The organism is Campylobacter sp. RM12642 (assembly GCF_020137635.1).
Classification (GTDB): Bacteria; Campylobacterota; Campylobacteria; order Campylobacterales; family Campylobacteraceae; genus Campylobacter_E.
This window is the reverse complement of the sequence record NZ_JACGAT010000007.1, coordinates 1-12,550: the sequence shown is the minus strand read 5'-3', so window position 1 is coordinate 12,550 and position 12,550 is coordinate 1. Positions and strand designations below refer to the sequence as shown.

Annotated in this window: 14 protein-coding genes; 13 read left to right on the top strand and 1 reads right to left on the bottom strand. The window is 26.6% G+C overall.

The window, feature by feature from the left end:
- Window positions 1–208: 208 nt before the first annotated feature.
- On the top strand, window positions 209–1,237 hold the full coding sequence (locus tag AVBRAN12642_RS04035; protein WP_336607974.1) for a cytochrome-c peroxidase: 1,029 nt from the start codon (window positions 209–211) through the stop codon (window positions 1,235–1,237).
- Window positions 1,238–1,268: 31 nt separating this feature from the next.
- Here AVBRAN12642_RS04035 and AVBRAN12642_RS04030 read toward each other — a convergent pair whose 3' ends face one another.
- The gene (locus AVBRAN12642_RS04030; protein ID WP_214120332.1) at window positions 1,269–1,631 is read right to left on the bottom strand and encodes a histidine triad nucleotide-binding protein; all 363 of its coding nucleotides are present in this window, start codon (window positions 1,629–1,631) and stop codon (window positions 1,269–1,271) included.
- 84 nt (window positions 1,632–1,715) lie between these two features.
- Between AVBRAN12642_RS04030 and pheS the strand changes: the two genes are divergently transcribed.
- The 12 genes from pheS (at window position 1,716) to AVBRAN12642_RS03970 (ending at window position 12,460) form a co-directional block, all read left to right on the top strand.
- Window positions 1,716–2,708: a phenylalanine--tRNA ligase subunit alpha gene (pheS, locus tag AVBRAN12642_RS04025; protein WP_336607973.1), complete on the top strand. Its 993-nt coding sequence runs from the start codon at window positions 1,716–1,718 to the stop codon at window positions 2,706–2,708.
- Window positions 2,705–5,011, top strand: a complete 2,307-nt coding sequence (pheT, locus tag AVBRAN12642_RS04020) for a phenylalanine--tRNA ligase subunit beta (RefSeq protein WP_336607123.1) — start codon at window positions 2,705–2,707, stop codon at window positions 5,009–5,011. The genes pheS and pheT overlap by 4 nt, the downstream gene beginning before the upstream one ends.
- A complete protein-coding gene (aroA, locus tag AVBRAN12642_RS04015) occupies window positions 5,008–6,285 on the top strand; it encodes a 3-phosphoshikimate 1-carboxyvinyltransferase (RefSeq protein ID WP_336607122.1) in 1,278 nt (425 codons plus the stop codon). The genes pheT and aroA overlap by 4 nt, the downstream gene beginning before the upstream one ends.
- A 3-nt stretch (window positions 6,286–6,288) precedes the next feature.
- On the top strand, window positions 6,289–7,116 hold the full coding sequence (locus AVBRAN12642_RS04010) for a 4-hydroxy-3-methylbut-2-enyl diphosphate reductase (RefSeq protein WP_214117519.1): 828 nt from the start codon (window positions 6,289–6,291) through the stop codon (window positions 7,114–7,116).
- An 84-nt stretch (window positions 7,117–7,200) separates the two neighbouring features.
- The gene (locus AVBRAN12642_RS04005) at window positions 7,201–8,856 is read left to right on the top strand and encodes a 30S ribosomal protein S1 (protein WP_214117518.1); all 1,656 of its coding nucleotides are present in this window, start codon (window positions 7,201–7,203) and stop codon (window positions 8,854–8,856) included.
- Window positions 8,857–8,858: 2 nt separating this feature from the next.
- The gene (locus AVBRAN12642_RS04000) at window positions 8,859–9,341 is read left to right on the top strand and encodes a hypothetical protein (protein ID WP_214117517.1); all 483 of its coding nucleotides are present in this window, start codon (window positions 8,859–8,861) and stop codon (window positions 9,339–9,341) included.
- Window positions 9,342–9,364: 23 nt separating this feature from the next.
- Window positions 9,365–9,934: an elongation factor P gene (gene efp / locus AVBRAN12642_RS03995; protein ID WP_214117516.1), complete on the top strand. Its 570-nt coding sequence runs from the start codon at window positions 9,365–9,367 to the stop codon at window positions 9,932–9,934.
- A 2-nt stretch (window positions 9,935–9,936) separates the two neighbouring features.
- Window positions 9,937–10,269 (top strand): hypothetical protein, encoded by a 333-nt coding sequence (locus tag AVBRAN12642_RS03990; RefSeq protein ID WP_214117515.1) that lies wholly within the window; start codon window positions 9,937–9,939, stop codon window positions 10,267–10,269.
- A 38-nt stretch (window positions 10,270–10,307) separates the two neighbouring features.
- A complete protein-coding gene (locus AVBRAN12642_RS03985) occupies window positions 10,308–10,571 on the top strand; it encodes a DUF2018 family protein (RefSeq protein WP_214117514.1) in 264 nt (87 codons plus the stop codon).
- Entirely contained in the window at window positions 10,571–11,356 is a 786-nt protein-coding gene (gene cmoB / locus AVBRAN12642_RS03980) for a tRNA 5-methoxyuridine(34)/uridine 5-oxyacetic acid(34) synthase CmoB (protein ID WP_336607121.1), read from the top strand. Before AVBRAN12642_RS03985 ends, cmoB begins: the two co-directional genes overlap by 1 nt.
- A gap of 1 nt (window position 11,357) precedes the next feature.
- Window positions 11,358–11,834 carry a PaaI family thioesterase gene (locus AVBRAN12642_RS03975; protein ID WP_214117512.1) on the top strand — a complete coding sequence of 159 codons (477 nt, stop codon included), beginning with the start codon at window positions 11,358–11,360 and terminating at the stop codon, window positions 11,832–11,834.
- Window positions 11,835–12,247: 413 nt separating this feature from the next.
- Window positions 12,248–12,460: a hypothetical protein gene (locus AVBRAN12642_RS03970; protein ID WP_336607972.1), complete on the top strand. Its 213-nt coding sequence runs from the start codon at window positions 12,248–12,250 to the stop codon at window positions 12,458–12,460.
- Window positions 12,461–12,550: the final 90 nt, after the last annotated feature.

Below are 12,550 nucleotides of genomic sequence, written 5' to 3'. Positions count from 1 at the left end.
TTTATTTACAATCTAATTCTATTTTCTAGCTATTCAAAACACTATTATTACGATATTTATTTTAATTTTTACACAAAGTATAGTGATGAATTAAATAATATTTTTTATCAAAAAATAAATTATAAAATTATAAAATTTTATATAAATAATATTTTTTATTATCTAAAAAACTTTATAATCTTTTTACTTTAATTAAAAGGAGAAAATAATGAAAAAAATTATGTTATCTTTAAGTTTATTAGTAGGTTTAAATGCTGCTAGTTTAATTGATGAAGCAAAAGAAGCAGGTTTGGTTGCTATACCTAGCAATAAAGCCAAATTAGAAGAATTAATTAAACAATATGCACCTGATTATGTAGAATATCCTACCACTAAAGAAAGAGTTGAGCTTGGTAAAAAACTATATTTTGACCCAAGAATTTCAAAAAGTGGAATTATATCTTGCAATACCTGTCATAATTTAGGTTTAGGTGGAACTGATGGAGTTCCAGCAAGTACAGGGCATAAATGGTCTCCTAATCCACATCATCTAAACTCTCCAACGGTTTATAATTCTGTATTTAATTCTTCGCAATTTTGGGATGGTCGTTCAGGTCATTTACAAGACCAAGCAAAAGGGCCTATTCAATCATCAGTAGAAATGGCAGCTATACCAAGTGAAGTTGTGAGCAAAATTACTTCAATTCCTGAATATGTTAATGATTTTAAAAAAGCTTATGGAGATAAAAAAATTGATTTTGATTTAATTGCTACAAGTATTGGTATTTTTGAAAGGACCTTAATAACTCCATCAAGATTTGATGAATTTTTAAATGGTAATGAGAAAGCTTTAAGTAAAGAAGAAAAACAAGGATTAAAACTATTTATAGATAAAGGTTGCACTGCTTGTCATACAGGTATTAATCTTGGTGGGACACTACAAGCATTTGAAGTAGCTAATAAATATAAATATGCAAATATAGGTGATTTTAAAGGAGATAGCGATGGTTTAATTAAAGCTCCTACATTAAGAAACATTGAATTAACCGCACCTTATTATCATAATGGTGCTATTTGGGAATTAGATGAAGCTGTTAAATTAATGGGAAAAATCCAATTAGGAATAGAAATAAATGATGAAGAATCACAATTAATAATTACATTCTTAAAATCACTAACAGGTAAAATGCCTGATATTGCATATCCTAGCTTACCTGCTTCAACTTCTAAAACAATCAAACCTGATTTAGAATATTAAAACATTCCTAGCTAAATGCTAGGAATTTAAATTAAAATAATGCTTCTTTATTTTCTTCAACTTTTGGGATAAATAGTTTTAATCCACCTAGCATATGAAAATGTAAATGAAACACTTCTTGTCCTGCATCAGCACCTACATTAGTAAGTAATTTATATCCGCTTTTATCAAGTCCTAATAATTTTGCAACTTCGTGAATAAAATCTGTCATTTTCGCCATTGTAGCACCATCAACATCTTGAAAACTTACAAATCTTTTTTTAGGAATTATTAATATATGAACAGGAGCTTTTGGGTCTATATCGTGAAATGCTAAAAATTCATCATTTTCTAAAACTTTACTAGATGGGAGTTCGCCTATTACAATTCTTTCAAAAACATTTAAATCGCTCATTTTCTTTCCTTTTTTTAATAGTCTTAATCGTTTATTTATGTAATTTACACTAAAATTGTAAAAAATCAATAAAAAGGCTAACTCTTGGAAGATATTTTAATTAGTTTAGATAATTGTTCTTCGCTTGAAGAATTAGAGCAAATAAAGGTGCAAATTCTTGGTAAAAAAGGTTATTTAACAAGTGAATTTGCTAAGTTAAAAGACTTAGAAGGTGATGAAAAAAAACAAAGAGCAGAAATTTTAAATAAATTAAGAGATGAATTTAACGATAAATTTACTCAAAAGCAAAAATATTTAAAAGATGAATTTATAAAAGCAAAAGCTAAAAAAGATGCTTTCAATTTTGCTTATTTTGATGAGCGTTCAAATTCTGGTGCTCTTCATCCTGTAATGAGCACAATGGATAAGATAATTGATTATTTTTTAAGACAAAATTTTAGTCTTGAAGAAGGTCCGTTGATTGAAGATGACTTTCATAATTTTGAAGCTTTAAATTTACCTAAATCACATCCTGCTAGAGATATGCAAGATACTTTTTATTTTATAGATAAATTACTACTTAGAACTCAAACAAGTCCGGTGCAAATAAGAACTATGAAACAACAAAATCCACCTATTAGAATGATTGCACCTGGTGCCGTATTTAGAAGAGATTTTGATATTACACACACTCCTATGTTTCATCAAATAGAAATGCTTGTGGTTGAAGATGGGGATAAAATATCTTTTGCTAATTTAAAATATGTTTTAGAAGAATTTTTAAGATATATGTTCGGAGATGTAAAAGTTAGATTTCGTCCAAGCTTTTTCCCATTTACAGAGCCTAGTGCAGAAGTTGATATATCTTGTGTATTCTGCGGCGGTTGTGGTTGTAGAATTTGTAAGCAAACTGGCTTTATTGAAGTTATGGGTTGTGGTATGGTTCATCCAAATGTATTTAAAAATGTTGGCTATAAAAATGTTAGCGGATATGCTTTTGGTTTAGGAGTTGAGCGATTTGCAATGCTACTTCATAAAATACCTGATTTAAGGTCATTATTTGAAGGAGATTTAAGATTATTGGAGCAATTTAAATGATAATTAGTAAGAATTGGTTAAATGAATTTATAGACTTAAAAAATATTAGCACAGATGAATTAGTAAAAACTTTAAATAGCATAGGTTTAGAAGTTGATGGAGTAACTACAATTATAGCTCCTAAAAAAGTTGTAGTTGCAAAAGTAATGAGTAAAGAAAAGCACCCTGATGCTGAAAAATTAAGTATTTGCCAAGTAGATGTTGGTAATGAAGTTTTGCAAATCGTATGTGGAGCTAAAAATGTTGAAGCAGGGCAATTTGTAGCAGTTAGTTTAGAAGGTGCACAAATTGGTGATATTACTATTAAAAAAGCTAAATTGCGTGGGGTTGAGAGCAATGGAATGATATGCTCATCAACTGAACTTGGATTTGCCAAAATAAATGATGGCATTATGGTTTTAGATAATAGTATAGGCGAACTTACTTTAGGTAAAGAATTATGCGAATATCCTTTATTTAATGATGAATTAATTGAAATTGAGCTAACTCCTAATCGTGGGGATTGCTTAAGTATTAATGGTATAGCAAGAGATTTAAGTGCAGCATTAGATATTAATTTAAAAGAAAAGAAACCTTTTAAAGATGTTGATAATGCAGAAGGCATTAGAAGAATTTTGAATGTTCATTTTAGTGATGGAATTGATGGTAATTTAAATATAAAAGCAATAGAATTATTAAATAATATTGAAAATACTTTAAAGGTTAAATTAAGATTAGCTAGTATTGAAGAATTAAAAGATAATGCTATAGAAAACTTATTATCTTATACAACACATGCAAGCGGGGTATTATTTAATGCAGTTGATTTAAGCAAATTATGTAATGAATGCGAGCAAATAAGTTTAGATGTAAAAACCAAAGAAAACAAAGAATTTGTTATTAAGTATAAAGATAAAGAATTAGCAATTGCTGGAATTACACAAAATGAAGAATTTAAAATAGATAAAGATAGTAAAAAAATAATCATAATTGCAAATTATGTAAATCCTAAAATAATCGCAAATACTCATAAAAATTATAAAAATACAGATATTTATAGAAGTTTTAGGGGCAGCGAACCAGAGCTTAATATAGGAATTGATTATTTATTTAATTTGTTACAACTTAATAAAAACATTAAAATTTATGGTAGTTCTTGTCAAAATACCCCAAGCAAAGAAAAAATATCAATTAATTGTAATATTAGCGAGCTTGAAAATATGATAGGTCAGTCTTGCGAAAAAAATGATGTTGTGAAAATTTTAAAAAGACTAGGGTTTGAATTAAGTATTGCTGAAGATAATCTATATTTAAAAGTTCCATTTTATAGACACGATATTAATAATTCTGCTGATATTTGTGAAGAAATAGTAAGAATGATTGGCATTGATAATATTAAGCCTAAACCACTTGATTTTTATGAATTGAACAGAACAAACAACACTTATTTAAAATATAAAAAATCTCTTGAATTAAGAAATAGGGCTTTAATGTGTGGATATTTTGAAAGTATTGGCTATATTTTTGATAGCAAAGAATTTTTAGAAAAATTAAATTTAAAATATATCAAAAATGAAATTATAAACCCAATCACAAATGAAATGAATACGCTAAGAAGTTCTATTATTAGCACACTTTTAAAACAAGCTAGTTTTAATTTTAATAATTCAAGAAAATCAGTAAAATTATTTGAAATTGGTAGTGTCTTTGATGAAAACGGACAAGAAAATAAAAAATTTGCTTTAATTAGCTCTGGCTTAAGTGAAAATGCAAATTTAAAAAATCATGCAAAACCTAAAAATGTTGATTTTTTCACATTCTTAAATGAATTAAAAACAATATTAAAGGATTTCCAATTAAAATCTAGTGATTATCATTTATTTAGCGAATTTGAAAGAGCTGATATTTATAAAAACAATCAAAAAATAGGGGTAGTTGGAAGATTAGATTTACATTTAGAAAATGAATTAGAATTACCGGTTACTTATTTATGCGAAATTGATTTTAATGCTTTAGAGTATGATTTTATACAAGCAAAAGCTTATTCAAAATTCCAAGGAACAACTAGAGATTTAAGTATTTTAGTGCCTAAAAATTATGATTATTCAGTTATAAAATCAACTATAAATAAATTAAACATTAAGAATTTAAAAGATTTTAAAATCGTAGATTTATATCAAGATGAAAGCTTAAAAGATTATGAAAGTTTAAGTATAAGTTTTTCATTTGTTGATGATGAAAAAGTATTAAAAAATGATGATATAAATAATGAAATGAATGAAATTATTAGTGAATTAGATAAAATAGGATTAAAATTAAGATGAGAATAAAAGCATTAAATAAACAATTTGATTTAGTTTTGGAAAATATAGCTGCAGATAAATCTATCTCTCATAGAGCTGCTTTATTTTCTTTATTAACTAATGGGGAGTGTAAGGTTAAAAACTATCTTTACGCACAAGATTGCCTACATACTTTAGAAGTTGTAAGAAATTTAGGTGCGACAATAAAAATATATGAAGATAAAAATGAATTAGTTATAACACCGCCTAATGCTATCAAATCTCCTAATGTAGTTTTAGATTGTGGAAATTCTGGGACACTAATGAGACTTTTAATTGGTTTTTTAGCTAGTCAAGATGGTTTGTTTGTTTTAAGCGGAGATGAATATTTAAACAAAAGACCTATGAAAAGAGTAAGCGATATACTTAATAAACTAGGGGCTAAAATTGATGGTAGAGAAGGGGCAAATTATGCTCCTTTAGCAATTAGGGGAGAAAAAATAGATTATTTTACTTTTGAAAATACTCTAAAATCAGCACAAGTAAAAACCGCATTAATATTAGCTGGATTATTGAGTAATGGTTGCGAAATATACGAAAGCGAATTAAGCAGAGACCATTCAGAAAATTTATTAAAAATGATAAAAGCACCAATAAAAACAGATGGTTCTAAAATAGAAGTAAAACCATTACAAGATAAATTACAATCGTATGAAATAGAAGTTCCAAATGACCCTTCTTCTGCATTTTTCTTTGCTGTTTTATGTGCTATCAGTGATAATTCCACTCTAGTTTTAAAAAATATGCTTTTAAATAAAACTAGAATTGAAGCATTTAAAATTCTTGAAAAAATGGGGGCAAATATTACATATCAAATAGAGAAAAATGATTATGAAAATATAGGAACCATTACTATAAAAAGTTCTAAGCTAAAAGCTGTTGAAGTTAGTGAAAATATTTCTTGGCTAATTGATGAAATACCAGCATTATCAATAGCATTTTTATATGCTGAAGGAAATTCTATTGTCAAAAATGCAAAAGAATTAAGAGTAAAAGAAAGCGATAGAATAAAGGCTGTCCTTGAAAATTATTCAATTTTAGGTGTTGAATATGAAGAATTTGAAGATGGATTTATGGTTGTTGGAAAAAGTATAAAAAATAATAATGTAATGCTAAAAAGTTTTGCAGACCACAGAATAGCTATGAGTTTTTCTTTGCTAGCTAAAGATTATGAAATAGAAATTGACAATGTTGAATGTGTAGATGCTTCTTTTACAAATTTTTATGAAATTTTATCTTTATTTGAAAGACAATAAAATATGAAAATAGAATTAGCTAAAAGTTACGGATTTTGTTTTGGAGTTAAAAGAGCTATCAAACAAGCAGAAAAGACTAAAGATGCAGCCACCATTGGGCCATTAATTCACAATAATGATGAAATATCAAGATTAAAGAACGATTTTAATGTAAAGACTATTAATGATATAACAGAATTAAATGATGAGAAAAAGGCTATTATAAGAACGCATGGAATAACAAAACAAGACTTAGACATATTAAAAGAAAGTGGTAGAGAAATTATAGACGCAACTTGCCCTTTCGTTAAAAAGCCACAAGAAATTGTGGAAAAAATGAGCAACGAAGGGTATGAAATTGTTATTTTTGGTGATAGCAATCATCCAGAAGTAAAAAGCGTAAGAAGTTATGCTACTACTAATAATTATGTAGTTTTAGATGAAAAAGAACTGATAGATATTAAGTTTAAAAATAAAGTAGCTTTAGTAAGTCAAACTACAAAAAAAGTAGAAAAATTTATGCAAATAGCTAATTTTTTAATGTTAAAAGTAAAAGAAGTAAGAGTTTTTAATACAATTTGCGATGCAACATTTAAAAACCAAGAAGCTATTAAAATTCTTGCAATGAAAAGTGATGTTATGATAATTGTTGGCGGTAAAAATAGCTCAAATACAAAGCAATTATTTTTAATAGCAAAAGAGCATTGCAAAGATAGTTATTTAATTGAAAATGAAAATGAATTAGATTTTAATTGGTTTAAGGATAAAAATCTATGCGGAATTAGTGCAGGAGCTAGCACACCTGAATGGATTATTGATAAAGTTGTTAAAAAAATAGAAAATTTTACTTAATATTAAATAGTCATAAGTGAAATAGTGATAGAATAGGGCACAATCATTTCTTAATTTGATTAATTTTATTACAAAAGGACCAAAATGGCTAAGTTAAATGGAGCTCATAACAATTTAGAAGATTTAGAAAACATTGATTTCGCGGCAATGTTAGATGAGTTTGAAAGCGAAAAAAATCCTGAAAATATTTCAGTAATTGATGGAAAAATTATTAAAATTGAAGGCGACGAAGTATTTGTTGATATACAAGATAAATCAGAAGGTGTTTTAAACATTAGTGAAATCACAAAAGATGATAAGCTATTATTTAATGTTGATGATGTTATTAAAGTAACAGTTGTAGGTAGTTATAATGGACGCCGTTTATTATCATACAAAAAAGCACTTCGTAAAGAAAAAGTAGTTGAATTTATTAAAAACTATAATGAAGACAATAACGATACTTTTGAAGTAAAAATCATAGGAAAAAATCGTGGTGGTTTTGTTGCAGTAGATAATAATGAAGTAGAATTTTTCTTACCAAAATCACAATGCTCTCATAAAGAAATTAATACTTTAATGAATAAAAAAATTAAAGTTAAAATATTAAAAATTGATGAAGAAACACAAAGTATAGTTGTGTCAAAAAGAAAAGCAAACGAAGAAGACCGCAAAAAGAAAAAAGAATTAATTAATAATATAATCAACGATTCAGAACTTAAAGAAGGTGTTGTTAGAAAACTTACAAGCTATGGAATGTTTGTTGATATTGGTGGAGTTGATGGCTTAGTTCATTATAGCGAAATATCTTATAAAGGTCCTGTAAATCCTAGTACTTTATACAAAGAAGGGGATAAAGTTTTAGTAAAAATTGTAGGATATGATGAAGAGAAGAAACATATTTCTTTATCAATTAAAGCAGCTTTAAGTGACCCTTGGGATGAAATTAAAGATAGCTTAGAAATTGGAGATATTTTAAAAGTAGTAGTTTCTAATATTGAAAATTATGGAGCTTTTGTAGATTTAGGAAATGATATTGAAGGATTTTTACATATAAGTGAAATTTCTTGGGATAAAAATGTTAAAAATCCAAGAGATTATTTAAAAGAAGGTCAAGAAATTGATGTTGAAGTAATTGAAATAGATTATGAAAAACGCCGTTTAAGAGTATCTCTTAAAAATTTACTTCCAAAACCTTTTGATGGCTTTAATGAGAAATTTAAAGCAGGAGATATTGTTGAAGGCGAGATTAGCACTATTACAAATTTTGGAGCTTTTGTTAAAATTGACAATATTGAAGGTTTATTATTAAATGATGATATATCTTGGACTGAAAATGAAACTTGCAAAAAAGTTTATAAAGTAGGGGATAAAGTAAAAGTTAAAATTAGAAAAATTGATAGTGAAAACCAAAAAATTTCTTTAAGTGTTAAACATTTAGAAGAAAGTCCTAGTTCATTATTTGCTAAAGAACATAGATTAGGTGATGTTATTAAAGGTATTGTAAGCGATATTAAAGACTTTGGAGTGTTCGTTAAAGTAAATGATAAAGTTGAAGCTTTAATTAAAAATGAAGATTTAGGAGAAGTTAAGCCTAATATTGGAGATGAAATTGAAGGAGCTTTAATTTTCACTAGAAATGGTAAAATTCGCTTAAGTATAAAAAAATTAAATTTAATTAAAACTCGTGAAGATTTAGAAAAATTTAATTCTGATGATAAAATTACAATAGGTGATATAATTAAAGATCAATTACAATAGTAATGAAACAACACTCGTTATATTTTATATTTGGAATAATTTTTTTTATTTTAGTATTGGTTTTAATGCTATTAATAAAATCTGCAAATTATAAAGATTTGCAGATTTCTAAAATTATTGATGAAAATATTGAAATTATTAAAAATAAAATATCAAATAATGAGTGGTATGCTAAATTAGCTAAAGATGAATTGGGAGATTCTTACCCAATATCAAATGAACTTTATGTTCATTTTGAATTACAAGATACAGGTAATTTAAGTAAAAAGAAATTTTTTAAATTAAATATAGATAAAAACGATAATTATTCTTTATTTTGCGTAAAACAAACTATATCTAATTTAAATTTGAAATATTTTTTAATTAATAATAAAAAATATTCTCAGATAGTCATAGATACTAACAATATTTCTTTATTGCATTACCTTATAGATAGTTTAAAAAACTATAATATCAATTCTGATTTTGAAGAAATTTGGATTTAATTTAATTTTAAAGGATTAACAAAATGGCATCTTATTCAATGGGTGATTTAAAAAAGGGTTTAAAAATAGAAATAGAAGGTGTTCCTTATAAAATAGTGGAATATCAACATGTAAAGCCAGGTAAAGGTCCTGCTTTCGTAAGAATAAAAATAAAATCTTTCATAAATGGTAAGGTTTTAGAAAAAACTTTCCACGCAGGTGATAAATGTGAATCTCCTAATTTAGTAGAAAAAGAAATGCAATATTTATATGATGATGGAGAATTTTGCCAATTTATGGATAATGAGACTTATGAGCAAGTAGCTATAACAGAAGAAGATGTTGGCGAAAGTAGAAAATGGATGATTGATGGTATGAATGTAAGTGTATTATTCCATAACGGAAAAGCAATAGGCGTTGAAGTTCCGCAAGTTGTTGAGTTAAAAATAGTTGAAACTCAACCGAATTTCAAGGGTGACACACAAGGCTCTAATAAAAAGCCAGCTACTTTAGAAAGCGGTGCAGTTGTTCAAATACCTTTCCATGTATTAGAAGGGGAAGTTATTAGAGTAGATACTCAAAGAGGCGAGTATATAGAAAGAGCTAATAAATAATTATGAACGATAAAGCAAAGCGTGTAAAATACTTAAGAGCTTTAGAAAAAGCTGCTAATCGCTTTGCTTTAGCCTTAAAAAAAGAAGATTTTTCAGATGGTATTTTCGCGTCTAGTATAGAGCAGAATTTAAAATTACTAAATAAATGTGAGCCAGTTTATCTTGATTCTACATATTCAAAAGAATTAGAAAATTTTGTAAATTTATGCTGTTTTTCTCAATTAGACAGATTTGAATTAATTAGCAAATTTAATACTCTAGAGAAAATAAAAAAGCAAAATCAATACAAAAAAACAAAACATAAAAATCAATTGTATGATAATTTATTTAGTTAAAATATATTTTTATTTAAATAAGTTATTGGAGAATTAAAATGGATGATTTTGATAAATTATTTGAGACCACACCAGAAGAAAAACTAATAGATGTATTACAAAACGCACCAAGAGGTGCAGTTCAAAATACTATAGTAACGCATAGTAAAGAATTTTTAGCATTAAAATTATTATTAGAAAAGCAAAATATAGACTATACACAAGTTGAAGAATTTATATTTAATAATGATGCTTTGCTAAATGAAATGCTAAATGATGTTTTTATAGATTTAACAGCAAAAATTTTAGGGCATGAGGGATAATGAAAGTTATTTTTGATGATATTGTTGAAATTTATGATGATACATTAAATGAAGAAGATTTATTAATTAAAGCAAAAAGCCTTAAACCTTGGAGAAAAGGGCCTTTTAAAATAAATAATATTTTTATAGATAGTGAGTGGAAAAGCAATATAAAATATAATATTTTAAAAAAGCATATTGGTTGTATTGAGAATAAAATAGTGGCTGATGTTGGGTGCAACAATGGTTATTATATGTTTAGAATGCAAGAATTTAGACCGACTAAGATTGTCGGATTTGACCCTTCTCAAAGATGCTATGAGCAATTTACTTTTTTAAATTCCTTATTTAAAACGAATATTGTATTTGAGAGATTAGGGGTAGCTGATTTGCCAAGCTACAATCATAAATTTGATGTAATTTTTTGCTTAGGGGTGATTTATCACAGAAGCGACCCAGTGCAAATGCTAAAACAATTAAAACAAAGTCTAAACACTAATGGGATTGTATTCTTAGATACTATTTATTTTGATAGTGAACAACCTTTTGCTTTAGTTCCAGATACAAGTTATGCAAAAATGTCTAATGTATATTTTATACCAAGTATTAAAGCATTGCAAAATTGGTGTAAAAAAGCTAATTTTAAAGAATTTGAAATACTAGCAACTTCTAAAACAACAATAGAAGAGCAAAGGAAAACAGATTGGATTGATGGATATAGCTTGGAAGATTTTTTAGAAGATAATGATTTTACAAAAGAAGGTTATCCTGCACCAAAAAGAATATATATAAAATTAAAGGTATAAAATGGCTGAAGAAAAAAATGATATAGAAGAAAATTCTACAGAGATTAAAATCAATGTTGAAGCTTGCCCTACAATAAATACAGAAATTTGTGGCAACATTACCGAAACAGATGAAAACAAAGCAAATCTGCAATTAAAAATAACATCTGAATTAATTTCAGATTCTGAAGGTTTAGCGCATAATGGTTTTATATATTCTGCAGGAGCTTATGTTGCACAAGTAGCAATTAACAAAAAAAATACCTGTGTTATAGGCTCAAGAACTAGTTTTTTTGCGCCGGCCAAAATAGGGGATATTATATCTTTTGAAGCAACTGCTAAATTTGATAATAGTAAAAAAAGAGAAGTTTTAGTAAAAGCATATATAAGAGAAGTATGCGTATTTGAAGGTATTTTTTATGTTCTAGTAACAGATGAACATATATTAAAAATGCAAAAAAGTGAATTAGCAAAATACCAGAGTAAAAAACAAGAATAATAATTTTCTTGTTTTACAAACTAAAACCTTTTATACAAATCAAATTCAAAATATAAAAAAAACACTACACTTAAAACAACGGCACTTGCATTTGCCTTAACTTAAAGCATATTTGATATTTAGTTAAAATGAGTATTTACAAAGTGCTTAAACATTATATATATTTGACTTCAAACGATATCAATAGCAAATATTATATTGAGTCATTTTATGATATTGATTGACAGGCGGACTAGACTAAGTCACCTTGCTAGCGAAGCATTAAAGCCTTGTATATTAGCCTACAATATACATTTAAAGCCCTTGTCGCTCAATAAGAGCTACTTATATCACGCATTTGTATTATACAATCATGTATTAATAAGAGCTTAAAATGGGCTTAGATTTGGAAATAGGTATAAAATTAGCTTTTGATGGATTTAACGGAATTAAAAGACAAGCAAACTTCTTTAAAGGTGCTTGGTCGTGTAGCAAAGCTAAGTGTTGATGATATGAATAAATTAAATGCAAGTATTGCTAAGCTAAACAAACTTGATATAAAAACAAAATTAGCAAGTAAAGAGTTAAAAAATTTTAGTTTTATTAAAATCGCAGAGTGGTGTTATGGTTTTAAAATACTAATTTGAAAATTATAGTTTTCAATACTAATATAATATATAAACATATTAAATATGCTAATAATCAATTTAGATTGCTTTATTATTAAAATAATTTAA

What these genes read in the sequence shown, in the direction of transcription:
- aroA (WP_336607122.1), top strand. Translation starts at nt 5,008, where the DNA reads ATGAGAATAAAAGCATTAAATAAACAATTTGATTTAGTTTTGGAAAAT.
- efp (WP_214117516.1), top strand. Translation starts at nt 9,365, where the DNA reads ATGGCATCTTATTCAATGGGTGATTTAAAAAAGGGTTTAAAAATAGAA.
- AVBRAN12642_RS03990 (WP_214117515.1), top strand. Translation starts at nt 9,937, where the DNA reads ATGAACGATAAAGCAAAGCGTGTAAAATACTTAAGAGCTTTAGAAAAA.
- AVBRAN12642_RS04035 (WP_336607974.1), top strand. Translation starts at nt 209, where the DNA reads ATGAAAAAAATTATGTTATCTTTAAGTTTATTAGTAGGTTTAAATGCT.
- cmoB (WP_336607121.1), top strand. Translation starts at nt 10,571, where the DNA reads ATGAAAGTTATTTTTGATGATATTGTTGAAATTTATGATGATACATTA.
- AVBRAN12642_RS04010 (WP_214117519.1), top strand. Translation starts at nt 6,289, where the DNA reads ATGAAAATAGAATTAGCTAAAAGTTACGGATTTTGTTTTGGAGTTAAA.
- AVBRAN12642_RS03970 (WP_336607972.1), top strand. Translation starts at nt 12,248, where the DNA reads ATGGATTTAACGGAATTAAAAGACAAGCAAACTTCTTTAAAGGTGCTT.
- AVBRAN12642_RS04005 (WP_214117518.1), top strand. Translation starts at nt 7,201, where the DNA reads ATGGCTAAGTTAAATGGAGCTCATAACAATTTAGAAGATTTAGAAAAC.
- AVBRAN12642_RS03975 (WP_214117512.1), top strand. Translation starts at nt 11,358, where the DNA reads ATGGCTGAAGAAAAAAATGATATAGAAGAAAATTCTACAGAGATTAAA.
- AVBRAN12642_RS03985 (WP_214117514.1), top strand. Translation starts at nt 10,308, where the DNA reads ATGGATGATTTTGATAAATTATTTGAGACCACACCAGAAGAAAAACTA.
- AVBRAN12642_RS04030 (WP_214120332.1), bottom strand. Translation starts at nt 1,631, where the DNA reads ATGAGCGATTTAAATGTTTTTGAAAGAATTGTAATAGGCGAACTCCCA.
- pheT (WP_336607123.1), top strand. Translation starts at nt 2,705, where the DNA reads ATGATAATTAGTAAGAATTGGTTAAATGAATTTATAGACTTAAAAAAT.
- AVBRAN12642_RS04000 (WP_214117517.1), top strand. Translation starts at nt 8,859, where the DNA reads ATGAAACAACACTCGTTATATTTTATATTTGGAATAATTTTTTTTATT.